Here is a 21,063-nt window from a genome sequence, read left to right as displayed (position 1 = left end):
TTAAACGTTGTTGAATTCGCCCTCTCCCGGCCATGTCCAGACAAAGGACAGGCCGGGGAAGGGCGGAGAAGCGTTACGGCATGATGACGATCTTGCCGGTCACCTTGCGCGCTTCCATGTCCTTCAGCGCCTGCGGCGCCTGCTCCAGCGGGTAGCGTGCCGAGATGTGCGGGCGAATCTTGCCTTCCTTCATCCAGCCCAGCATCTGCGCCATATTGGCCTGATTGTTACGTGGCTCGCGACGGGCGAAATCGCCCCAGAACACGCCGACCAGCGACGCGCCCTTGAGCAGGGCCAGGTTCAGCGGCATCTTCGGGATCTCGCCGTTGGCGAAGCCCACCACGAGGTAGCGGCCACGCCAGCCGATCGAGCGGAAGGCCGGCTCGGCATAAATCCCCCCAACCGGGTCATAGATGACGTCCGGGCCCTTGCCGTCGGTCAGCGCCTTGACGCGCTCGCGCAGGTCTTCGGTGCTGTAGTTGATCAGCGCGTCGGCGCCGTGCTCCTTGCAGACCGCCAGCTTCTCGTCGGTAGACGCCGCCGCGATCACCCGCGCGCCAATCGCCTTGCCGATCTCGATGGCCGCCAGGCCCACGCCGCCGGCCGCGCCCAGCACCAGCATCGTCTCGCCAGCCTTCAGCTCGCCCCGGTCCACCACGGCGTGGTGGGAGGTGCCGTAGGTCAGCGTGAAGGCGGCGGCCACGTCGAAGTCGATGCCGGGCGGCATCGGCACCACGGCGCTCGCCGGGGCCTTGGCCTGCGTGGCGAAGGCGCCGTTGCCGAGATAGGCGATGACCTTGTCGCCGGGCTTGACGTGCGTCACGCGCGCGCCCACCGCGTTGACCACGCCGGCCAGCTCCGAACCGGGCGAGAAAGGCAGCGCCGGCTTGGCCTGGTACTTGTTCTGGATGATCAGCACGTCCGGGAAGTTGACCCCGGCGGCCTTGACGTCGATGACGACCTCGCCATCGCCGGGTACGAGGTCCGGGAGGGTGTCGAGCGAAAGGGAATCGGGCGGGCCCCAGGCTTTGCAGAGTACGGCTTTCATCTTGTCTCCGGTGGTGGTGTTGTGGTGTGGCGATGGTCTGCGCTCCGGGAAGTGTAGCGCAAAAAAGCACGATCGTTCTGTTCGTGTCGGGCGGCGGTTCCACGCCGTTTTGGTGCCGCGATGGCCGCTTTGCTCGGGTACAATCGCGGCCATGCATATCCTTCTCGCCAACGACGACGGTTATCTCGCGCCGGGCCTTGCCGTTCTGCATGCCGCGCTCGCCCCGCTTGCGCGCGTGACGGTGATCGCGCCCGAGCAGAACCATAGCGGTGCGTCGAATTCGCTCACGCTGCAACGTCCGCTCTCGGTTTTCGAGGCGCGCGAGGGCGTGCAGAAGGGTTTCCGTTTCATCAATGGTACGCCCACCGACTGCGTGCACGTGGCACTGACCGGCCTGCTCGAGGATCGGCCCGACCTGGTAGTGTCCGGCATCAACCAGGGCCAGAACATGGGCGAGGATGTCCTGTACTCGGGCACCGTGGCCGCCGCCATCGAGGGCTATCTGTTCGGCATCCCGTCCATCGCGTTCTCGCAGGTGGACAAGGGCTGGGAGCACCTGGACGCCGCCGCGCGCGTGGCGCGCGAGATCGTGGAGCGCGTGATCGCCAGCCCGCCCCAGGAGCCGTTCCTGCTCAACGTCAACATCCCGAACCTGCCGTTCGAACATCTGAAGGGCCAGCGCGCCACGCGCCTCGGCAAGCGCCATCCTTCGCAGCCGGTCATCACGCAGGTGAATCCGCGTGGCGATACCAACTACTGGATCGGCCCGGCCGGCGACGCGCGCGACGCGAGCGAAGGCACCGATTTCCACGCCACCGCCAATGGGTTTGTCTCGCTGACGCCGTTGCAGCTCGACCTGACCCATCGCGCGCAGCTCGAACAACTCGGACAGTGGCTGGGGTAGGCGTGTCGTTCGCGTCGGCCCTCCAGTCTTCGATTCCGGTATCGCGCCGATGAGCACCACGCCGCGCCGATCCCGCTTTCCGCTGCCGCTCGATGCGGTAGTCGAACGCAAGCCCGCGCCGAAGCGCACGGCCGGCCTGCCCGCCGTGGGCGGCCGGCATGTGGCCGCGCCCGCGCCGGCGACCGTCAAGCCACGCAAGCCGTCCGCACCGCCTGCGGCCCCGCCGCCACCGGGCAGTGCCGTGGAGGCGCGTGCCTCGGCGGCCACGGCGGGCGGGGGCGGCATGGCGTCCGATCGCGCCCGCACCGCGTTGGCTGCACGGCTGCGTGCCGGCGGCATCCGCGACGAGCGCGTGCTGAGCGCCATCGCCACGGTGCCACGTCATCTGTTCATGGAGCCGGGGCTGGCCTCGCAAGCCTATGAGGACGCCGCGCTGCCGATCGGCCATCAGCAGACCATTTCCAAGCCGTCGGTGGTGGCGCGCATGATCGAACTGCTGCGCGAGGGCCTCACGCCGGACCAGCCGATCCCGCGGGTGCTGGAAATCGGCACCGGCTGCGGCTACCAGGCTGCCGTGCTGAGCCTCGTCGCGCAGGAAGTGTTCTCCATCGAGCGGATTCGTCCGCTCCACGAACAAGCCAAGGCGAACCTGCGTCCGCTGCGCGTGCCGAACATCCGCCTGCATTACGGCGATGGCATGCTCGGGCTGCCGCAGGCCGCACCGTTTTCCGCCATCATCCTGGCCGCCGCCGGGATGGACGTGCCCGAGGCGCTGCTCGGGCAACTGGCGATTGGCGGCCGGCTGATCGCCCCGGTGGTGGCATCCGCACCGGGCGGCCCCGGCCAGACCGTCACCCAGCAGCTCTTGCTGATCGAGCGCCTGAACCGTCATCGGTTTCACAGGACCGCGCTTGAAGCCGTTTTCTTTGTGCCCTTAAAATCGGGCACCATCTGAGTCGAACTATGCACAACATCGTGAAATCGGAACATTTCGCACGTTTGGGACAACGTTTCACCGTCACCGCGCTCGTCGCCCTGCTGGCTGCCTGCGCCAATTCGCCCATGCCCGCCCCGGTGGTGGACCGTACCTCCACCGCAGGTGGACAGGCCGCCGCGTCCGTGGAGCCGGCGCCGCCTGGATACTATCGGGTCAAGCGAGGCGATACTCTTTACCGTATCGCGCTCGAGAACGGGCAGTCGTATCGCGACGTGGCGTCGTGGAACAATATCGGCAATGCGAATCAGATCGAGGTCGGACAACTGCTGCGCGTTGTGCCGCCGAGCGCCGACGCTAACGTAGCCCCGGGCGTCGCCACGGTGCCGGTGGCGCCTGGCACGGTGCAGTCGCAGCCGATTGACGCGGCGCGTCCGGTCGGCACCCCTGTCGGAACCTCTGTCGGGACCCCCTCCGGCACCACGGCAGCGGCCTCGGTGCCGGCCGCCACGCCCTCGGCCGGTGCATCGGCAGCAGCGGCGGCTTCGGCCCCGGCTGGCGACGTCCGCCTGTCCTGGCCCGCCAGCGGTCAGCTGATCGGAAAATTTGATGACAAAGGTAACAAAGGCATTGATATCGCTGGTAAAAAAGGCGATGCCGTGCTGGCTGCCGACGAGGGTAGGGTGATTCACGTAGGCCCCTTGCGCGGCTACGGGAATCTTGTCATCATCAAACACAACGACACGTATCTCACCGCCTACGGTCATAACGACAAGGTGCTGGTGGCAGAGCAGTCAATGGTCCGCAAGGGCCAGAAGATTGCCGAAATGGGTAACAGTGATACTGACAGGGTCAAGCTGCACTTTGAGGTTCGCAAGAACGGAAAACCGGTCGATCCGATGCGGTATCTGCCGCCACAGTGAGGTTTCATGCCACGCCAGAAAACTGTCTCATCCGGAGTTGTCAGCAGGACCCGTCGTCCCAAGCAGCCGGAAGGAAAGGCTGGTGTGGCGAAATCTGCCGACGTGGTGGACGCCGAGGGCTTCGGCGACGATCCTGCTGCCGAAATGGTCCCGGCTACCGACGAGCCCATCACGCCCGTTTCGCGTGCCGGCCTGCGTGACACCGATCTCGCCACCGACCTGCGCGTAGACGTCGTCGCCGCCGACGACGGCGACGACGATGAAGCCGAGGACGAGGAAGAGGAAGAAGAAGCCGCCGAGGCCGCGCCCGAGCACGACGACTTCAAGACCGTGCTACACACGGAACTCGCCGCCGACACCGTCCAGCATTACCTGAACCGCATCAGCATCAAGCCGTTGCTGTCCGCGCCGGAGGAACTCCATTTCTCCACGCTGGCCAAGGGCGGGGATTTCTCCGCGCGGCAGGTGATGATCGAGCGAAACCTGCGCCTCGTGGTCAGCATCGCCAAGGGCTACCTGAACCGTGGCGTGCCGCTGCTCGATTTGATCGAGGAAGGCAATCTCGGCTTGATGCACGCCATCGAGAAGTTCGATCCGACCCGTGGTTTCCGCTTTTCCACCTATGCCACGTGGTGGATCCGCCAGAGCATCGAGCGCGCGATCATGAATCAGGCCCGCACGGTGCGGTTGCCGGTGCACGTGATTCGCGAACTCAATCAAGTACTGCGTGCCAAGCGTCATCTTGAAAAAGGTGGCACCGATGGCCGCGACGCCAGCCTCGAGGACATTGCTCATCTCCTCGGAAAGACGCCTGACGAGGTGCAGGACGTGCTGGCACTCAATGAACATACCACCTCGCTCGATACGCCKTTCGATCTCGAYCCRGGCTCCAGCYTGCTCGATTTCCTYTCSGACGAGCACAACGCCGCGCCCGACCAGGARGTSGCSCACCGSGAGYTGGAAAACCTGATGAAGCTTTGGCTGGCCCGCCTGTCGGAGAAGCATCGCTATGTGGTGGAGCGCCGCTTCGGCCTGAACCACATCGAGCCGGCTACGCTCGAGGAGCTGGCCGAGGAAATGGGTCTGACGCGCGAGCGCGTGCGCCAGATCCAGCAGGAAGCGCTGGTCAAGCTCAAGCGGCATTTCGCTTCGCAAGGTGTCAGGAAGGACGCCGTTTTATGACCCCTGTGCTGGTATTCGACATCGAGACGATTCCCGATGTCGCCGGCCTGCGCCGTTTGCATGACCATCCCGCATCGATGAGCGACGCCGAAGTCGCCGAGCATGCGTTTGCCGCCCGCCGGGACAAGACCGGCTCCGACTTCATGCCGCACCACCTGCAGCGCGTGGCTGCCATCTCCTGCGTGCTGCGTCGCACGCAGCGCGATGGGTCCGCCGTGTTCCATGTCGGCTCGCTCGGCACGCTCGAGGATGGTGAGGCCACGCTGATCCAGAAGTTCTACGAACTGATCGCGCGCTACAGCCCGCAACTGGTGTCGTGGAATGGCGGTGGCTTCGACCTGCCCGTGCTCCACTATCGTGGGCTGATCAACGGGGTCGCTGCGCCGCGTTACTGGGAAATGGGTGAGGGCCGCGACGACGACAGCCGCGAGTTCAAGTGGAACAACTACATCAGCCGCTATCACATGCGGCATCTGGACCTGATGGACCTGCTGGCGATGTACCAGCCACGGGCCAGTGCGCCGCTCGACGACCTGGCCAAGCTATGCGGCTTCCCCGGCAAGATGGGGATGGACGGCAGCAAGGTCTGGGAGGCCTACCAGCAAGGCCAGCTCGCCGCAATTCGCGATTATTGCGAGACTGACGTCGTCAACACCTACCTGATGTACTGCCGCTTCCAGTTGATGCGCGGCGGGCTGACGCCGCGCGAGTTCGACATGGAAGTGTCGCTGGTTCAGGAGTCGCTGGCCGAGCTGCCGGGCGAGCAGTGGATGCAGTACCTGCGCGCCTTCCAGCTCAAGCCGATGAGCCCCGAGGACGACGAAGAGCCCGAAATCTAGGCGTCCAGTGTCAGATGGATGGGCTGGTGGTCCGATGCATCGGTCTCGCCGTTGACCTCGCAACGTTGCACTTCGGCGAGCAAATTCTCCGTCACGAACACGAAATCACACGCGAAGGGCGGCTCCGGCCATTGCTTCTTGTCATAGAGGGCGCAGGTCGGCGCGTGGGGCTCGCCCGGGTGGGTGTGGATCCACGCGTCTTGCCAGTTCGGCGTGGCATCGGGGTAGCGCTCGAGCATGGTCCGGTAGGCCACATCCTCCGGCTTGGCGTTGAAGTCGCCGCACAGGATCGCTTCAACGGGCCGTGGCTCCGGCGTGAACGGGCCGGGCCGTGATTCCGATTTGCTGGGCCGCCGCGCGTGATCGCACGCCTCCTTATGCCAGTCGCGCAGGGCGGTAGCCTGGGCCTCGCGTTGGAGCTTCGAATAGAACTCCAGGTGCGTGGAGATCACACGCAGACGCCTGGCGCCAATCTGCACTGTGACCTCCAGCGCCACGCGTGGCATCGACGCCACTTCCGGATCAGCCGGCCAGGGTAATGCATGGCGGAAGACCTCCCGCACCGCGAGCCGAGTCGCGACCACGTTGCCGAACTGGCGATGGCTGCCATCGTTCCCGGTGCGGTCGACGCCCGGCGCGAAGATGACGCGGTAGCCGGGAAGCAGGGCGGTCAGCTCGGCCACCTGATCGCGGCTCGGGTTGCCGGCCATGTCCGTGAAACCCCGCGTGACCTCCTGCAGGCAGATCACGTCGGCGTCGGCCATGCCGCGCATGGTGTCGACGATCCGCGCGAGGTCGACCTTGCCGTCTGCCCCGCGCCCCCATTGGATATTCCACGTAATCAGTTCCATCGCCGTCCTCTATTGCGGCTGCCGTTTGGCGCCGTGACTGGAATACAATCGCGCTTTCGCAAAACAATACGTCAGGTCCCACTGGTGTCTCAAGCCGTGTCTTCACCCGCCCAGCCGGCGACGCAGTCTAGTGTCGCTTCCGCCACAACTCCGGGGTCTCCCGACCCGATCGTCAAGATCGAAAGCCTTGACATGGAGGCGCGCGGCGTCGGCCGCCTGGTCAATGAAGACGGCACGCCGGGCAAGGTGATCTTCGTCGAAGGTGCGCTGCCGGGCGAGACGGTCAGCTATCGCAGTTTCCGCCGCAAGCGGAGCTACGAGCAGGCCCATCTGGTGGAGGTGAAGCAGGCGTCTGTGATGCGCGTGGAGCCGGGGTGCCAGCATTTCGGCGTGTGCGGCGGTTGCTCGATGCAGCACCTGGACGCGCGCGCCCAGTTGGCCATCAAGCAGCGCGTGCTGGAGGACAATCTCTGGCATCTGTCGAAGGTGCGGCCGGACGTCGTATTTCGTCCAATTGCCGGCCCAGACTGGGGCTATCGCTACCGTGCGCGACTGACCGTCCGCTATGTGGCGAAGAGGGGCGGGGCGCTGGTGGGCTTCCACGAGCGCAAGAGCAGTTACGTGGCCGACATGACGCGCTGCGAGATCCTGCCGCCGCATGTGTCCGCCTTGCTGGTGCCGCTGCGCGAGCTGGTCGCGGCGTTGTCGATCCGCGACCGCATGCCCCAGATCGAACTCGCGGTGGGCCAGGAAGTGACGGCGCTGGTGCTGCGCATCCTTGAGCCGCTGACCGATGCCGATAAGGACCTGCTGCGCGCCTTCGCCGACCGCCACAGCGTGCAGTTCTGGCTCCAGCCGAAGGGCCCGGACACGGTCTATCCGTTCTATCCGGCCGATCAGGAACTGGCGTACACGCTGCCCGAGTTCGGCATCCGCATGCCGTTCAAGCCGACCGATTTCACGCAGGTCAATCATCAGATCAACCGTGTGCTGATTGRCCGCGCGCTGCGCCTGCTGGACGCCCAGCCCACGGACCGGCTGCTCGACCTGTTCTGCGGTATCGGCAATTTCACGCTGCCGCTGGCCACGCAGGGCGCATCGGTGATGGGCATCGAGGGCAGCGAGGTGCTAACCACGCGCGCGCTGGCCAATGCCGAGTACAACGGGCTGGCTGGCAAGACGTCGTTCGCCTCCCGCAACCTGTTCGAGGTGACGGCCCAGGATATCGCCGCGCTGGGCCGCTTCGACCGCTGGCTCGTCGATCCGCCCCGCGAGGGTGCGCTGGCGGTCTGCAAGGCGCTGGGTGATCTCAACCAGGCCGGCAGCGACGTGCTGCCGCAGCGCATCGTCTACGTGTCTTGCAACCCGGCCACGCTGGCGCGCGACGCGGGTATGCTGGTGCGCGAAGCCGGCTATCGGCTGGCCGGCGCCGGTGTGGTCAACATGTTCCCGCACACGTCCCACGTGGAGTCGATCGCGGTCTTCGAGCGGGACTGACCGGCGGCGATGCTCATCGCGCAGGCATGAAAAAACCGGCCCGAAGGCCGGTTTTTCGTTTGCAACAACGTTGCGGGTCGTGCGTCAGTCGCGGCTGCCGCCGAAGATGCCGAGCAGCGCCAGCAGGTTCGCGAACACGTTGTAGACGTCGAGGTAGATCGCGAGCGTGGCGGTGATGTAGTTCGTCTCGCCGCCRTTCACGATGCGCTGCACGTCAAACAGGATGTACGCGGAGAAGATGCCGATCGCGATCACGGACACGGTGATCATCAGCGCGGGCATCTGCAGCCAGATGTTGGCCACGCTGGCCAGGATCAGCAAGATCACGCCGACGAACAGGAACTTGCTCATGCCGGAGAAATCGCGCTTGCTGACCGTGGCGACGGACGCCATCGTGGCAAACACGGCCGCCGTGCCGCCGAACGCGTACATGATCAGCGCCGGGCCGTTCGAGAACGACAGCGTCGCGCTGATCAGTCGCGACAGCATCAGGCCCATGAAGAACGTGAACGCCAGCAGCAGGACCACGCCCATGCTGCTGTTCTTGGTCTTCTCGATGCCGTACATGAAGCCGAACGCGACCGCGAAGAAGATCAGGATCGAGAGGCCGGGGCTGCCCGCCATCAGGGTGAAGCCGGAGGCCACGCCGATCCACGCGCCGAGCACGGTCGGGATCATCGAGAGGGCCAGCAGCCAGTAGGTGTTGCGTAGGACCCGATTGCGGACGACGACATCGGTCGCGCCCGCGTTGTTGCCGAAACCGTAGGTGTTCAGCTTGTTGTTCATGGTGACTCCTGTCATCAATGTTCGGTGAGGCGCCGGGTGAGACCCGGGCGGCACAGCGTCAATGTGGCATTGCGTAGGCGGTTTTGCAAGGGCCTTTGTCTTAACAATAACGCATTGGCCTGGTTGTTTTCCGATTTCGCAAACATTGGACGAGACTTTGGGCCTTCCGTTCCCCGGCTGCGCACCCAAAAAGTGTATTTTACGCTACTTATTGCGCCGCAACATCGTGCGCCAGGGCTCACAACGGGGCGAACGGGTCACGCGCTCGAATCCGTCTTGGTCTCGTGCTAGAATTGCACGTTTAATCCATTTGTAACCCCTTCATTTTTCGGAGTTTTTCATGGCGATCGAACGCACCCTGTCGATTATCAAGCCGGATGCCGTGGCCAAGAACGTTATCGGCCAGATCTACGCCCGTTTCGAGGCCGCTGGCCTGAAGATCATTGCTGCCAAGATGGTTCACCTGTCGCGCGGTGAAGCCGAGCAGTTCTACGCCGTGCACAAGGCACGCCCGTTCTTCAAGGACCTGGTGGACTTCATGGTTTCCGGCCCGGTGATGATCCAGGCCCTGGAAGGCGAAGGCGCCATTGCCAAGAATCGCGACCTGATGGGCGCCACGGACCCGAAGAAGGCTGAAAAGGGCACGATCCGCGCCGATTTCGCCGACAGCATCGACGCCAACGCCGTGCACGGCTCGGACGCCGCGGAAACGGCAGCTCAGGAAGTGGCTTTCTTCTTCCCGGGAATGAACGTTTACGGCCGCTGATTGTCCCTGACATCACGACCTGTACTGAAGTAAAGCTGGAATTGCCGTCATGAACCCTCTCGTCAACCTGCTCGATCTCGACGCGGACGCGCTCACCGCCTATTGCGGCGAGCTCGGCGAGAAGCCGTTCCGTGCCCGGCAATTGCAGCGCTGGATCCACCAGTTCGGTGCCAGCCAGTTCGACGCCATGTCGGATCTCGCCAAGTCGCTGCGCGAGAAGCTCGCCACGCGCGCCGAGATCCGCTCGCCGGCCATCATCACCGACAACGTGTCGACCGATGGCACGCGCAAATGGCTGCTCGACGTGGGCGCTGGCAACGCGGTGGAGACGGTGTACATCCCCGAGGACACGCGCGGCACGCTGTGTGTGTCCTCGCAGGCTGGATGCGCCGTCAACTGCCGGTTCTGTTCGACCGGCAAGCAGGGTTTCTCGCGCAATCTGTCGACTGGCGAGATCATCGGCCAGCTGTGGATGGCCGAGTTCGCCATGCGTGCCCAGCTGGGCCGCGGCCCCAAAGACGAGCGCGTCATCTCCAATGTGGTGATGATGGGCATGGGCGAGCCGCTGCTCAACTACGACGCCGTGGTGCCGGCCATGCGCCTGATGCTCGACGACCACGCGTACGGCCTGTCGCGCCGCCGCGTCACGCTGTCCACCTCCGGCGTGGTGCCGATGATGGACCGCCTGTCGAAAGACCTGCCGGTGGCGCTGGCGGTGTCGCTGCATGCGTCGAACGACCCGCTGCGGGACATGCTGGTCCCGCTCAACAAGAAGTACCCGCTGGCCGAACTGATGGCGGCATGCCGCCGCTACCTCGAGTTCGCGCCGCGCGATTTCATCACCTTCGAATACTGCATGCTCGATGGCGTCAACGACGGCGTCGAGCACGCGCGGGAACTGCTGAAGCTTGTGGCCGACGTGCCGTGCAAGTTCAACCTGATCCCGTTCAACCCGTTCCCGGAATCTGGCCTGAAGCGCTCGAACAACGAGCAGATCCGCCGCTTCGCCCAGGTGCTGATGGACGCGGGCATCGTTACCACGATCCGAAAGACCCGCGGCGACGATATCGACGCCGCCTGTGGCCAACTGGCCGGGGAGGTCATGGATCGGACCCGTCTGGCCGAGCGCGGCAAGTTCGGCAAGATCACGCCACTGGTGCCGGTGGTTGCCGCCGGTCAATCTCGGGAGGCCCGTCCTGCATGACCCGTCTGATTGTCGCAGCCCTGTCAGGGCTGATGATGTTGTCCGCCTGCACGTTGCCGCCTCCGCCTTCGCAGGACATCAAGACCGCCTCCGACCAGACCGCAGCGAGCCGCCGCGCCGCCATCCGGCTGCAACTGGCTACGCAATATCTTGACGCGCGCCAGTATCCGGTGGCGTTGGACGAGGTGAAGCAGGCCATCGCGATCGATCCGGCCTCCGTGGACGCCTACCATGTGCGCGCCCTGATCTACATGGGCATGAACGAGAACGCGCTGGCGGAGGATAGCTTCCGCACGGCGCTCTCGATGCGTGCCAACGATCCGGACGTGCTCAACAACTACGGCTGGTTTCTCTGCCTGACCAACCGTTTTGCCGAGGGCAAGGCCACGCTCCAGCGCGCGGTGCAGGCGCCGTCCGCCAACGGCCCGGTCAAGCCGCTGACCAACCTCGGCGCTTGCGAGCTGCGCAACGGCGACATGGTGGCGGCGGAAAAGAACCTCCAGACCGCGTATGGCTATGACCGCAGCGATCCGTCGGTCAATACGAACCTGGCGCTGCTGAACTACAAGCGCGGCGACTTCGCACAAGCACAGGAATATGCCGGCAAGGTCAACAACAGCCGGTTTGTCAGCGCGCAATCCCTCTGGCTGGGAGCGCGTATTGCACGCCGTCAGGGCGACACAGCGACACAGAATTCGCTGCTGTCGCAACTCCGCAACCGGTTTCCCGACTCGCGCGAGCTGACGGCCTACGAGAGAGGAGCTTGGGATGAGTGAACAAGAGCGCGCCTTGGAAGCTGCGACGACGGGTCACGTCGGCAGTGGCGCGACAGACTCCGACCGCGAGGCCGTGGCCCGCGAGATCGGGGCGCAACTGAAAGAAGCACGCCAGACGCAGCGTCTGTCGCTGGAGGACGTGAGCGCGCGGCTCAAGGTGGCGTCGGCCAAGCTGGCGGCCATCGAGTCCGGCAACGTGGCGAGCCTGCCTGACGTAACGTTCGCCAAGGGCGTGATGCGGGCCTACGCGCGCACGCTCCATATCGATATCGACGCGCTGCTGGGCCAGTATCACGCCCAGGCGCAGACCGCGCCGGTGCAGGAAATCACGCGCCGCCGCGAAGGTGCGATCAACCAGACGTTCGACGACCGCAAGCGCTTCGGCTCGAAGAGTTCGAGCGGGGCGGGCGGCCGCTGGGTGTGGCTGTTCTTCGTGCTCGTGGTGCTGGGCGCCGGCGGCTATTTCGGCTTCGACCACGCCCGTGCATGGTGGGAATCGCGTGAGCAAGCCGCCGCGGAAGCGCCGGCCGCCGCCGTTGTCACGGAAGACCCCACCACGGCGCAGAGCCATGGCGACGGTACGGTGACCGCAGCGCTGCCGCCGGTCATGGCCGGCAACGATTCGCCGGCGCCGTCGGAAGCACCGCCCACCACCGTGGCGGGCCTGCCGCTGGCAACGGGTGGCGCATTGGGCACTTCGGATGCCACTTCGGCGGCACCTGCCGCGCCGTCGGCACCCGCTGCAACGAAGCCCGCTCCGGCCGCCACGGCGACGCCCGTGACGGAAACGACCAAGCCTGTCCCGGCGACGCCTGCGGCCACGGCCACCACGGCTGCGGACGGCACGATCCAGATCCGCTTCTCGGCGGACACCTGGTACGAGGTGCGTGACCGCACCGGCAAGATCATCCTGGGCGGCACCGCCAAGGCCGGCGATACCGCTGCCGGCAGCGGCGCGGGCGGCCCGTACAAGATGATCCTGGGTAATGTGAAGGGTGTGGAATCGATCACGCGCAATGGCGCGCCCGTCGATTTCCAGTCAGCCAACCGAAATAATGTGGCGCGCCTGACGCTGCAGTGATGCAGTCGGGTGGCGCATCAAGCGATGCAACAAGGTGGTAACGCTATGAACGAGAAGGCTTCCCAGCCGGTCCTGCCGGGTTCGTTGCCGCGCCGGCAATCGCGCCAGGCGCGTGTAGTGTGGGGCGACAATATCGTCACCGTGGGTGGTGGCGCACCGGTCCGTGTGCAGTCGATGACGAACACGGATACGGTTGATGCCATCGGTACCGCGATCCAGGTCAAGGAACTGGCGCGCGCCGGGTCCGAGATCGTCCGCATCACGGTGAACACGCCCGAGGCCGCCGCCGCCGTGCCGGCCATCCGCGAACAGTTGGACCGCATGGGTGTGGACGTGCCGCTGGTCGGCGACTTCCACTACAACGGCCATACGCTGCTGCACGATTATCCCGAGTGCGCACAGGCGTTGTCGAAGTACCGGATCAACCCCGGCAACGTCGGCAAGGGCGCCAAGCGCGACCGGCAGTTCGCCGAGATGATCGAGCTGGCGTGCCGCTACGAGAAGCCGGTGCGCATCGGCGTGAACTGGGGCAGCCTGGATCAGGACCTGCTCGCCCGCATCATGGACGAGAACGCCGCCCGTGCCGTGCCCTGGGGCGCGCAGAGCGTGATGGTCGAGGCGCTGATCACGTCGGCGATCGAGTCCGCGCAGAAGGCCGAGGAAATCGGCCTGCCGGGTAGCCAGATCATCCTGTCGTGCAAGGTCTCGCAGGTGCAGGAGCTGATCGCGGTGTACCGCGAGCTGGCCCGCCGCTGCGAGTACGCGCTGCACCTGGGCCTGACCGAAGCCGGCATGGGCAGCAAGGGCATCGTGGCCTCGACGGCCGCGCTGTCGGTGCTGATGCAGGAAGGCATTGGTGACACCATCCGCATTTCGCTGACCCCGGAACCGGGCGCGGCGCGCGAGAAGGAAGTCTACGTGGCGCAGGAAATCCTGCAGACCATGGGGCTGCGCAATTTCACGCCGATGGTGATTGCCTGCCCGGGTTGCGGTCGCACCACGAGCACCACGTTCCAGGAACTCGCGTCCAGCATCCAGTCGTATCTGCGCGAGCAGATGCCGACGTGGAAGACCGCGTATCCGGGCGTCGAGGAAATGGATGTGGCCGTGATGGGCTGCATCGTGAACGGCCCCGGCGAGAGCAAGCATGCCAATATCGGCATCTCGCTGCCGGGCTCGGGCGAGTCGCCGGCGGCGCCGGTGTTCGTCGATGGCGTCAAGGTGAAGACGCTGCGCGGCGAACGCATCGCCGAGGAATTCCAGGCGATCGTGGACGAGTACGTGCGCACGCACTACGGCCCCGGCGCCACGCAGCAAGTACAAGAATCGGTGGCCTGAACCCGGCTGCATCGCAGCGAGGCAGGCAACACCGCAGGTAACGAAACGGATATGAGCGAAGAGAAGACGAAGGCCGCCAAGGCACTGCAGGGCGTGAAGGGCATGAACGACATGCTGCCCGCCGACGCCCCGCTGTGGGAAATGTTCGAGAATGCCGCACGCAGCATGCTGCGTGCCTACGGCTACCAGCAGATCCGCACGCCGATCGTCGAGCATACGCAGCTGTTCGTCCGTGGCATTGGCGAGGTGACGGACATCGTCGAGAAGGAGATGTATTCCTTCACCGATGCGCTGAACGGCGAGCACCTGACGCTGCGCCCGGAAGGCACGGCGGCGGCGGTGCGCGCGACCATCGAGCACAACCTGCTCTATGACGGCCCGAAGCGCCTCTGGTACACCGGTCCGATGTTCCGCCATGAGCGTCCGCAGCGCGGCCGCTATCGCCAGTTCCACCAGCTTGGCGCCGAGRCACTTGGCTTTGCCGGCCCCGACGTGGACGCCGAGATCATCCTCATGTGCCAGCGCCTGTGGGACGACCTGGGCCTGGTCAACGTGCGGCTGGAACTCAATTCGCTGGGTCAGGCGCATGAGCGCGCGGCCCACCGTGAGGAACTGATCAAGTACCTCGAGGGCTTCCAGGACATCCTCGACGAGGACAGCAAGCGCCGCCTCTACACGAATCCGCTGCGCGTGCTGGACACGAAGAATCCGGCGCTCCAGGAAATGGCCGCCAACGCGCCCAAGCTGATCGACTTCCTGGGCGAGGAGTCGCTGGCCCACTTCGAGGGCGTGCAGCGCCTGCTGCTGGCCAACAATATTCCGTTCAAGATCAATCCGCGCCTCGTGCGCGGGCTCGATTACTACAACCTGACCGTGTTCGAGTGGATCACGGACAAGCTCGGCGCGCAGGGCACCATTGCCGGCGGCGGTCGCTACGATCCGCTGATCCAGCAGATGGGCGGCAAGCCCGCACCGGCCTGCGGCTGGGCGATGGGCATCGAGCGGATCATCGAACTGATGCGCGAAGAGAAGCTCGCGCCGGAAGCGCCAGGTTGCGATGTCTATCTGGTCCACCAGGGTGAGGCGGCCGGCCAGCAGGCCATGATCGTCGCCGAGCGGTTGCGCGACGCCGGCCTGGACGTGGTGGTGCATGCCACGCCGGATGGCAAGAGCGGCAGCTTCAAGTCGCAGATGAAGCGCGCCGACGCAAGTGGCGCATCCTTTGCCGTTATTATTGGCGACGACGAAGTGGCGGCCGGCGTGATGCAGGTCAAGCAGCTGCGTGGCGGCAGCGCTGGTGACGGCGGCCCGCAGGCAAGCGTTGCGGCCGAAGCGGTGGTGGACCACATCATCGACGCGATGATCAACGCGACAGAGTCTGACACCGCGGACGACGCGGAAGACGAACAATAAGCGAATTCAGCGGTATCCAGCCTGGCCGATCCCGGGGGACGGCCGGACTTATCAACCTTTGCGGGTAACTGCCGCGACATGGCTTGCGAGACATGGCTTACGATCTAGAAGAACAGGAACAGCTTGAGAGCCTGAAGGCCTGGTGGAACCAGTACGGCAACATCATCACGTGGATCGTGATTGCCGCGCTGCTCGGTTTCGCGGCCTGGAGTGGCTGGAACTACTGGCAGCGCGTGCAGGCGCGCGATGCCGCGCTGCTGTACGAGCAGGTCACCAAGGCTGCCGAGGCCCGCGACGCGGACCGCGTGAAGCGCGCCGCCACCGACCTCGAGGACAAGTTCGGCCGTACGGCCTATGGTCCGATGAGCGCGCTCGTGGCGGCCAAGGTGCTGTACGATGCGGGCGATCTGGCCGGCGCCAAGACGCAGCTGCAGTGGGCCGTGGATCATGGTGGCGACGAGTACGCGCCGCTGGCGCGCGTGCGCCTGGCCGGCGTGCTGCTCGACGAGAAGGCGTACGACCAGGGCCTCGCGCTGCTGAAGGACACGCCGCCCGCCCAGTTCGAGGCACTGTTCGCTGACCGCCGGGGCGACCTGCTGGCCGCGCAGGACAAGCGCGACGACGCTCGCACTGCTTACCGCCAAGCGTTGGAGAAGCTGAGCGCCGATGAAGGTGGTATGCGCCAGATCATCCAGTTCAAGCTCGACGCGCTGGGCACGGCCTGAGCGGCACATCGAATAATCCTTAGGATCGTATCCCTATGACGTCATTGCTCCGCGCCGCCGCCATCTGTTCGCTGTCTCCCGTGGTGTCTCGCCGTGTCGCCCGCGTGGTAGTCGCCGGCGCCTGCGTGAGCGCGCTGGCCGGCTGCTCGCTGTTCGGCAAGGAAAACAAGCATCCGCCCACCGAGCTGAAACCGATTTCGGCCACGCTGTCCGTCAAGCAGGCCTGGAAGGCCGACGTGGGCAAGAGCGGCCCGTACGTGATGGCCCCGGTGGCGGCTGGTAATAATGTATACGTGTCGTCCAAGGGCGGCACCGTGCTGGCGCTGGAAGGCAATTCGGGGCGTACGCTCTGGAAGGCCAAGACCGACCTCGACCTGACCTCGGGCCCCGGCTCGGACGGCTCGGTGACGGCTGTGGCCGGCGAGAAGGGCGCGATCTACGCCTTCGACACCAGCGGCAAGCAGATCTGGAAGAAGCAGGTCAACGGCGAGGTGCTGTCGGCGCCGCTGGTCGGCAACGGCCTCGTGGTCGTGCGCACGACCGATACGCGTGTGATCGGCCTCGACGCCCAGACCGGCGACCGCCGCTGGATCTACCAGCGCTCGCAGACCCCGCTGAACCTGCGCGCCGCCATGGGCATGGTCTATGCTGGCGACGGCATCGTCATGGGCTTCCCGGGCGGCAAGCTCGGCGTGCTGGCACCCGGCAACGGCGTGCTGCGCTGGGAAAGCACGGTGTCGTATCCGAAGGGCGTGTCCGAGATCGAACGGCTCAACGACGTGACCGGCGTACCGGCCGTCAATGGCCGCCAGGTGTGCGCCACGACCTTCCAGGGCCGTGTGTCGTGCCTGGAACTGGCCAACGGCCAGCCGCAGTGGGGCAAGGATTTCTCCTCGCCGACCGGGCTGGCCCAGGATGAAACGTCACTGTTCGCCAGCGACGAAACCTCGACCCTCTTTGCGTTCGACCGTTCCAACGGCAACGAGCGCTGGAAGAACGACCAGCTCCGCTATCGCAGCCTGGGCGCGCCGATCGCGCTCGGCCGCTCGGTGGTGGTGGGCGATTTCGAGGGCTTTGTCCACTTCCTGTCCCGTGAAGACGGGCAGATCGTGGCCCGCATGAAGACCGACGGCAGCGCCGTCAGCGCAGCGCCGGTCGTGGCCGGCCAGACGCTGGTCGTACAGACCCGCGACGGTGATATCTTCGGTTTCGTACCGAACTGATCGCCAGCGCACGCAAGCCTGGCCGTGCCCCTGTCGCACGGCCGGCGCCAATCCGGTAGCATGATCCCTGGTCGTGCCAGCAACTGCGGAAGGTGGCGATTCGCCCCGGTTCCGCGCCCGACAGGAAGCCCCATTTCAGGGAATACGGCCAGCCGCGCGGTAATCCGTGCGATGGTTGTCGGATCAACATGACTCCGGAGTTGCCGGGGGACGGCATATGCCGCCCCCCGTTTCCGTTTATTGCATGAAACCAGTTATCGCACTCGTCGGACGCCCGAATGTGGGCAAGTCGACGCTATTCAATCGCATGACCCGCTCCCGGGACGCCCTTGTGGCCGACCTGCCGGGTCTCACGCGTGACCGCCACTACGGCGAAGGCCGCATCGGCGAGCGTCCGTTCATCGTTATCGACACGGGTGGTTTCGAACCCGTGGCCAAGGACGGCATCGTGGCCGAGATGGCCAAGCAGACGCGCCAGGCCGTGGTCGAGGCCGAYGTSGTCATCTTCCTSGTCGACGGCCGCCTGGGCCTGGCGCCGCAGGACCGTGTGATCGCCGACTACCTGCGCAAGACCGGTCGTCGCATCATGCTGGCCGTGAACAAGGCCGAGGGCATGAAGTACACCTCGGTAGCCGCGGACTTCTACGAACTCGGCATGGGCGACCCCTATGCGATTTCGTCCACGCACGGCGACGGCGTGAGCGAACTCGTGGACGAGGCGCTGGAGATGGCCGTGCAGGAGCGTCCGGAGCTCGCCGAGCAGACGGATGAGAGCCATCGCGGTGTGAAGATCGCGATCGTGGGGCGCCCGAACGTGGGCAAGTCCACGATGGTCAACACGCTGATCGGCGAGGAGCGCGTGATCGCGTTCGACATGCCGGGCACCACGCGTGACGCGATCTATGTGGAATTCGAGCGGGGCGGCAAGCCGTACACGCTGATCGACACGGCTGGCCTGCGCAAGCGCGGCAAGGTGTTCGAGGCGATCGAGAAGTTCTCGGTGGTCAAGACGCTGCAGTCGATTGCCGACGCCAACGTGGTCGTCCTGCTACTCGACGCCCAGCAGGACATTTCCGAGCAGGACGCGCACATCGCCGGCTTCATCGTCGAATCCGGCCGGGCGCTGGTGGTGGGCGTGAACAAGTGGGACGGACTGGACGGCCACGCGCGTGACCGCATCAAGCACGACCTGGAGCGCAAGCTGCAATTCCTGAGCTTCGCGAATTTCCACTTCGTATCCGCGCGCGAACGCACCGGCATCGGCGCGCTGCTGCGCTCCGTGGACGAGGCGTACGCCGCCGCGATGGTCAAGCTGCCCACGCCGCAGCTGACCCGTGTGCTGGCCGAAGCGGTGGAGTTCCAGCAGCCCAGGCGGGTGGGCGCGTCGCGCCCCAAGCTGCGCTACGCGCACCAGGGCGGCTCGAATCCGCCGATCATCGTGGTGCACGGCAACGCGCTGCAAGGTGTGGCCGAGACCTATCGTCGCTATCTGGAAAACCGCTTCCGGACAGCGTTCAAACTCAAGGGCACACCGCTGCGCATCGAATTTCGTACGAACAAAAACCCGTACGCCGACTCGAAGGAATGAGGCGCAATGGTGCCTTTCTTCGCGGCCAAGTTTCGTTTGCGTTCGTTTGGAACTGAGGCTAAATTCACGGTAGCAGGGGAAGCCCTGCACGTTGATGCCAGCCTGGTACCGTTTTGATCTTTTTTCTGGCGCGGTTTTGCGCCAACTGACTTGAACCGGGGACTTTTGTCCCCATCATCCATCACTAAATCTATAATTTTGGAGTGTGCCATGAGCAACAAAGGGCAATTGCTACAAGACCCGTTCCTGAACGCGCTGCGCAAAGAGCACGTGCCGGTTTCCATCTACCTCGTCAATGGCATCAAGCTGCAAGGCAACATCGAATCGTTCGACCAGTACGTCGTCCTGCTGCGTAACACCGTGACGCAGATGGTCTATAAGCATGCGATTTCCACCGTCGTGCCTGCGCGCGCGGTCAACTTCCGCGTGGATGACTCCCCCGAGGGCTGATACTTCCTCTCTCGCTGCCGGCCGCATTGCGATGCGGCCGCAGCACCGTGCCTTCCCTCTTCAGTACCGTCCCACGCGGATGGTGCCATCCGCCGCGGCACGTTGCCGCAGCCGGCCATTGTATTAACAACCGTTTCTCCTTCAGGCGCTTCGCGTCCTCCCGCTTGCAACCCAGAGCTACCTCCAATACCGATCCGTCTCGCGCCATCCTGGTGGGCGTGGATTTCGGCAAGCATGATTTCCAGGAAAGCCTGTCCGAACTGGCGCTGCTGACCTCCACGGCCGGCTCGCTGCCGGTGCATACGCTGACGGGCAAGCGCTCGCGTCCCGACCCCGCGCTGTTCATCGGCTCCGGCAAGGCGGAGGAACTCAAGGAAGCGGCCGACGCGCTCGACGCCGACATCGTCGTGTTCAACCACGCGCTCAGTCCCGCCCAGCAGCGGAATCTGGAGCGATTCCTGAACCGGCATGTCATCGACCGTACTGGCCTGATCCTCGACATCTTCGGCCAGCGTGCGCAAAGCCACGTCGGCAAGGTGCAGGTGGAGCTCGCCCAGGTCCAGTACCAGGCGTCGCGCCTGGTTCGCGCATGGAGCCACCTGGAGCGGCAGAAGGGCGGTATCGGCATGCGCGGCGGCCCCGGCGAGCGCCAGATCGAACTGGACCGCCGGATGCTCGATGAGCGCGCCAAGCGGCTCAAAGCCGACCTGTCGCGGCTCCAGCGCCAGCACCATACGCAGCGCCGTGCCCGCGCGCGTAACGACACACTCAGCATCTCGCTGGTGGGTTATACCAACGCGGGCAAGTCCACGCTGTTCAACGCGCTGACCAAGGCGCGCGCCTATGCCGCCGACCAGCTGTTCGCCACGCTCGATACGACGTCGCGCCGTCTGTTCCTGGAGGGCCTGGGTAATGTCGTGCTGTCGGATACGGTCGGGTTCATCCGCGACCTGCCGACGCAGTTGGTGGCGGCGTTCCGCGCCACGCTGGACGAGACCGTGCACGCCGACCTGCTGCTCCACGTGGTGGATGCCTCCAGCCCGGTGCGGCATGAGCAGATCGAGCAGGTCAACCGCGTGCTGGCCGAGATCAACGCGTCGGATATCCCGCAGATCGTCGTGATGAACAAGATCGACGCCGCGCCCGAACTGCTTGAGCAGGGCCCGCGCGTGGAGCGCGACGAGGATGGCGTGCCGAAGCGCGTGTTCCTGTCCGCCCGCGAGGGCGTGGGGCTCGACGTGCTGCGCGAGGCCATCGTCGATGTGGCGCGCTGGCTGGCGGAGCAACCCGATGCGCCGGCGCCGTACGACCCGCGCCTGGCCGAGGTGCCGGGGCTGGCCGACGACGCCATGTTCGAACCGGACGGCTGGGAGGGCCCAGATGCCCCAGATGACCCAGATGACCCCGATTCGGACCCTCCGCGCGCGAATTAAGCAGGCAATCTCATTGTTGTTCAGCGAGATTCGCCACCCGATTGGGGATTTTGAGCAAAAGTGATCAAGATGACTGCTAGAATCCCCCTGTTCCAAACTTCC

20 protein-coding genes are annotated in these 21,063 nt (G+C 65.2%); 17 read left to right on the top strand and 3 right to left on the bottom strand.

All coding sequences use genetic code 11. The features are described from left to right. Positions 1-73: 73 nt before the first annotated feature. A complete protein-coding gene (locus AC1DEL_RS11005; RefSeq protein WP_477125741.1) occupies positions 74-1,048 on the bottom strand; it encodes an NADPH:quinone oxidoreductase family protein in 975 nt (324 codons plus the stop codon). Positions 1,049-1,199: 151 nt separating this feature from the next. Between AC1DEL_RS11005 and surE the strand changes: the two genes are divergently transcribed. Genes surE through AC1DEL_RS10980 form a run of 5 tightly spaced genes read left to right on the top strand, consistent with a single transcriptional unit; the run spans position 1,200 to position 5,830 of the window. Beyond that, positions 1,200-1,952, top strand: a complete 753-nt coding sequence (gene surE / locus AC1DEL_RS11000) for a 5'/3'-nucleotidase SurE (RefSeq protein WP_092289713.1) — start codon at positions 1,200-1,202, stop codon at positions 1,950-1,952. A gap of 49 nt (positions 1,953-2,001) precedes the next feature. Continuing rightward, complete coding sequence (locus tag AC1DEL_RS10995) at positions 2,002-2,907, top strand: protein-L-isoaspartate(D-aspartate) O-methyltransferase (RefSeq protein WP_092289711.1); 906 nt, start codon at positions 2,002-2,004, stop codon at positions 2,905-2,907. Between the two features lie 8 nt (positions 2,908-2,915). Beyond that, positions 2,916-3,809 (top strand): peptidoglycan DD-metalloendopeptidase family protein, encoded by an 894-nt coding sequence (locus AC1DEL_RS10990; RefSeq protein WP_477125740.1) that lies wholly within the window; start codon positions 2,916-2,918, stop codon positions 3,807-3,809. Between the two features lie 6 nt (positions 3,810-3,815). Then, on the top strand, positions 3,816-4,991 hold the full coding sequence (gene rpoS, locus AC1DEL_RS10985) for an RNA polymerase sigma factor RpoS (RefSeq protein ID WP_092289708.1): 1,176 nt from the start codon (positions 3,816-3,818) through the stop codon (positions 4,989-4,991). Further along, positions 4,988-5,830 (top strand): 3'-5' exonuclease, encoded by an 843-nt coding sequence (locus AC1DEL_RS10980; RefSeq protein WP_092289706.1) that lies wholly within the window; start codon positions 4,988-4,990, stop codon positions 5,828-5,830. Before rpoS ends, AC1DEL_RS10980 begins: the two co-directional genes overlap by 4 nt. Here the strand turns inward: AC1DEL_RS10980 and AC1DEL_RS10975 are convergent. Beyond that, complete coding sequence (locus tag AC1DEL_RS10975; RefSeq protein ID WP_454757161.1) at positions 5,827-6,681, bottom strand: endonuclease/exonuclease/phosphatase family protein; 855 nt, start codon at positions 6,679-6,681, stop codon at positions 5,827-5,829. The genes AC1DEL_RS10980 and AC1DEL_RS10975 overlap by 4 nt on opposite strands. Positions 6,682-6,849: 168 nt before the next feature. On the opposite strand from AC1DEL_RS10975, the gene rlmD reads away from it, so the two are divergent. Then, complete coding sequence (gene rlmD, locus AC1DEL_RS10970; RefSeq protein ID WP_477159082.1) at positions 6,850-8,178, top strand: 23S rRNA (uracil(1939)-C(5))-methyltransferase RlmD; 1,329 nt, start codon at positions 6,850-6,852, stop codon at positions 8,176-8,178. An 84-nt stretch (positions 8,179-8,262) separates the two neighbouring features. Here the strand turns inward: rlmD and AC1DEL_RS10965 are convergent, their stop codons facing one another. After that, positions 8,263-8,964 carry a Bax inhibitor-1/YccA family protein gene (locus tag AC1DEL_RS10965; RefSeq protein WP_092289702.1) on the bottom strand — a complete coding sequence of 234 codons (702 nt, stop codon included), beginning with the start codon at positions 8,962-8,964 and terminating at the stop codon, positions 8,263-8,265. A 340-nt stretch (positions 8,965-9,304) separates the two neighbouring features. On the opposite strand from AC1DEL_RS10965, the gene ndk reads away from it, so the two are divergent. From ndk to hflX, 11 genes are all read left to right on the top strand, one after another. Next, positions 9,305-9,730, top strand: coding sequence for a nucleoside-diphosphate kinase (gene ndk / locus AC1DEL_RS10960; protein ID WP_092289700.1), 426 nt, complete (start codon positions 9,305-9,307; stop codon positions 9,728-9,730). A gap of 49 nt (positions 9,731-9,779) precedes the next feature. Then, positions 9,780-10,934: a dual-specificity RNA methyltransferase RlmN gene (rlmN, locus tag AC1DEL_RS10955; RefSeq protein WP_092289698.1), complete on the top strand. Its 1,155-nt coding sequence runs from the start codon at positions 9,780-9,782 to the stop codon at positions 10,932-10,934. Then, positions 10,931-11,710 (top strand): type IV pilus biogenesis/stability protein PilW, encoded by a 780-nt coding sequence (gene pilW / locus AC1DEL_RS10950; RefSeq protein WP_092289696.1) that lies wholly within the window; start codon positions 10,931-10,933, stop codon positions 11,708-11,710. Before rlmN ends, pilW begins: the two co-directional genes overlap by 4 nt. Next, positions 11,703-12,791 (top strand): RodZ domain-containing protein, encoded by a 1,089-nt coding sequence (locus tag AC1DEL_RS10945; RefSeq protein WP_092289694.1) that lies wholly within the window; start codon positions 11,703-11,705, stop codon positions 12,789-12,791. The genes pilW and AC1DEL_RS10945 overlap by 8 nt, the downstream gene beginning before the upstream one ends. Before the next feature lie 45 nt (positions 12,792-12,836). Continuing rightward, positions 12,837-14,129, top strand: a complete 1,293-nt coding sequence (gene ispG / locus AC1DEL_RS10940; RefSeq protein ID WP_092289692.1) for a flavodoxin-dependent (E)-4-hydroxy-3-methylbut-2-enyl-diphosphate synthase — start codon at positions 12,837-12,839, stop codon at positions 14,127-14,129. A gap of 51 nt (positions 14,130-14,180) precedes the next feature. After that, positions 14,181-15,542, top strand: coding sequence for a histidine--tRNA ligase (gene hisS / locus AC1DEL_RS10935; RefSeq protein ID WP_477159069.1), 1,362 nt, complete (start codon positions 14,181-14,183; stop codon positions 15,540-15,542). A 92-nt stretch (positions 15,543-15,634) separates the two neighbouring features. Continuing rightward, positions 15,635-16,267, top strand: coding sequence for a YfgM family protein (locus tag AC1DEL_RS10930; protein WP_092289688.1), 633 nt, complete (start codon positions 15,635-15,637; stop codon positions 16,265-16,267). Between the two features lie 35 nt (positions 16,268-16,302). Continuing rightward, on the top strand, positions 16,303-17,490 hold the full coding sequence (gene bamB, locus AC1DEL_RS10925) for an outer membrane protein assembly factor BamB (protein WP_441593549.1): 1,188 nt from the start codon (positions 16,303-16,305) through the stop codon (positions 17,488-17,490). 244 nt (positions 17,491-17,734) lie between these two features. Next, the gene (gene der, locus AC1DEL_RS10920; protein WP_092289684.1) at positions 17,735-19,078 is read left to right on the top strand and encodes a ribosome biogenesis GTPase Der; all 1,344 of its coding nucleotides are present in this window, start codon (positions 17,735-17,737) and stop codon (positions 19,076-19,078) included. 210 nt (positions 19,079-19,288) lie between these two features. Beyond that, the gene (gene hfq / locus AC1DEL_RS10915; protein WP_092289682.1) at positions 19,289-19,528 is read left to right on the top strand and encodes an RNA chaperone Hfq; all 240 of its coding nucleotides are present in this window, start codon (positions 19,289-19,291) and stop codon (positions 19,526-19,528) included. Positions 19,529-19,692: 164 nt separating this feature from the next. After that, positions 19,693-20,961: a GTPase HflX gene (gene hflX / locus AC1DEL_RS10910; protein ID WP_477125739.1), complete on the top strand. Its 1,269-nt coding sequence runs from the start codon at positions 19,693-19,695 to the stop codon at positions 20,959-20,961. Positions 20,962-21,063 lie beyond the last annotated feature (102 nt).

Source organism: Cupriavidus sp. 10L43_2 (genome assembly GCF_056395265.1).
The sequence above is the reverse complement of the archived record's forward strand: the minus strand, read 5'-3'. Positions and strand labels throughout refer to the sequence as shown.

What these genes read in the sequence shown, in the direction of transcription:
- rlmN (WP_092289698.1), top strand. Translation starts at nt 9,780, where the DNA reads ATGAACCCTCTCGTCAACCTGCTCGATCTCGACGCGGACGCGCTCACC.
- ispG (WP_092289692.1), top strand. Translation starts at nt 12,837, where the DNA reads ATGAACGAGAAGGCTTCCCAGCCGGTCCTGCCGGGTTCGTTGCCGCGC.
- AC1DEL_RS10945 (WP_092289694.1), top strand. Translation starts at nt 11,703, where the DNA reads ATGAGTGAACAAGAGCGCGCCTTGGAAGCTGCGACGACGGGTCACGTC.
- bamB (WP_441593549.1), top strand. Translation starts at nt 16,303, where the DNA reads ATGACGTCATTGCTCCGCGCCGCCGCCATCTGTTCGCTGTCTCCCGTG.
- surE (WP_092289713.1), top strand. Translation starts at nt 1,200, where the DNA reads ATGCATATCCTTCTCGCCAACGACGACGGTTATCTCGCGCCGGGCCTT.
- AC1DEL_RS10975 (WP_454757161.1), bottom strand. Translation starts at nt 6,681, where the DNA reads ATGGAACTGATTACGTGGAATATCCAATGGGGGCGCGGGGCAGACGGC.
- hfq (WP_092289682.1), top strand. Translation starts at nt 19,289, where the DNA reads ATGAGCAACAAAGGGCAATTGCTACAAGACCCGTTCCTGAACGCGCTG.
- AC1DEL_RS10995 (WP_092289711.1), top strand. Translation starts at nt 2,002, where the DNA reads ATGAGCACCACGCCGCGCCGATCCCGCTTTCCGCTGCCGCTCGATGCG.
- ndk (WP_092289700.1), top strand. Translation starts at nt 9,305, where the DNA reads ATGGCGATCGAACGCACCCTGTCGATTATCAAGCCGGATGCCGTGGCC.
- AC1DEL_RS10990 (WP_477125740.1), top strand. Translation starts at nt 2,916, where the DNA reads ATGCACAACATCGTGAAATCGGAACATTTCGCACGTTTGGGACAACGT.
- pilW (WP_092289696.1), top strand. Translation starts at nt 10,931, where the DNA reads ATGACCCGTCTGATTGTCGCAGCCCTGTCAGGGCTGATGATGTTGTCC.
- AC1DEL_RS11005 (WP_477125741.1), bottom strand. Translation starts at nt 1,048, where the DNA reads ATGAAAGCCGTACTCTGCAAAGCCTGGGGCCCGCCCGATTCCCTTTCG.
- AC1DEL_RS10930 (WP_092289688.1), top strand. Translation starts at nt 15,635, where the DNA reads ATGGCTTACGATCTAGAAGAACAGGAACAGCTTGAGAGCCTGAAGGCC.
- AC1DEL_RS10980 (WP_092289706.1), top strand. Translation starts at nt 4,988, where the DNA reads ATGACCCCTGTGCTGGTATTCGACATCGAGACGATTCCCGATGTCGCC.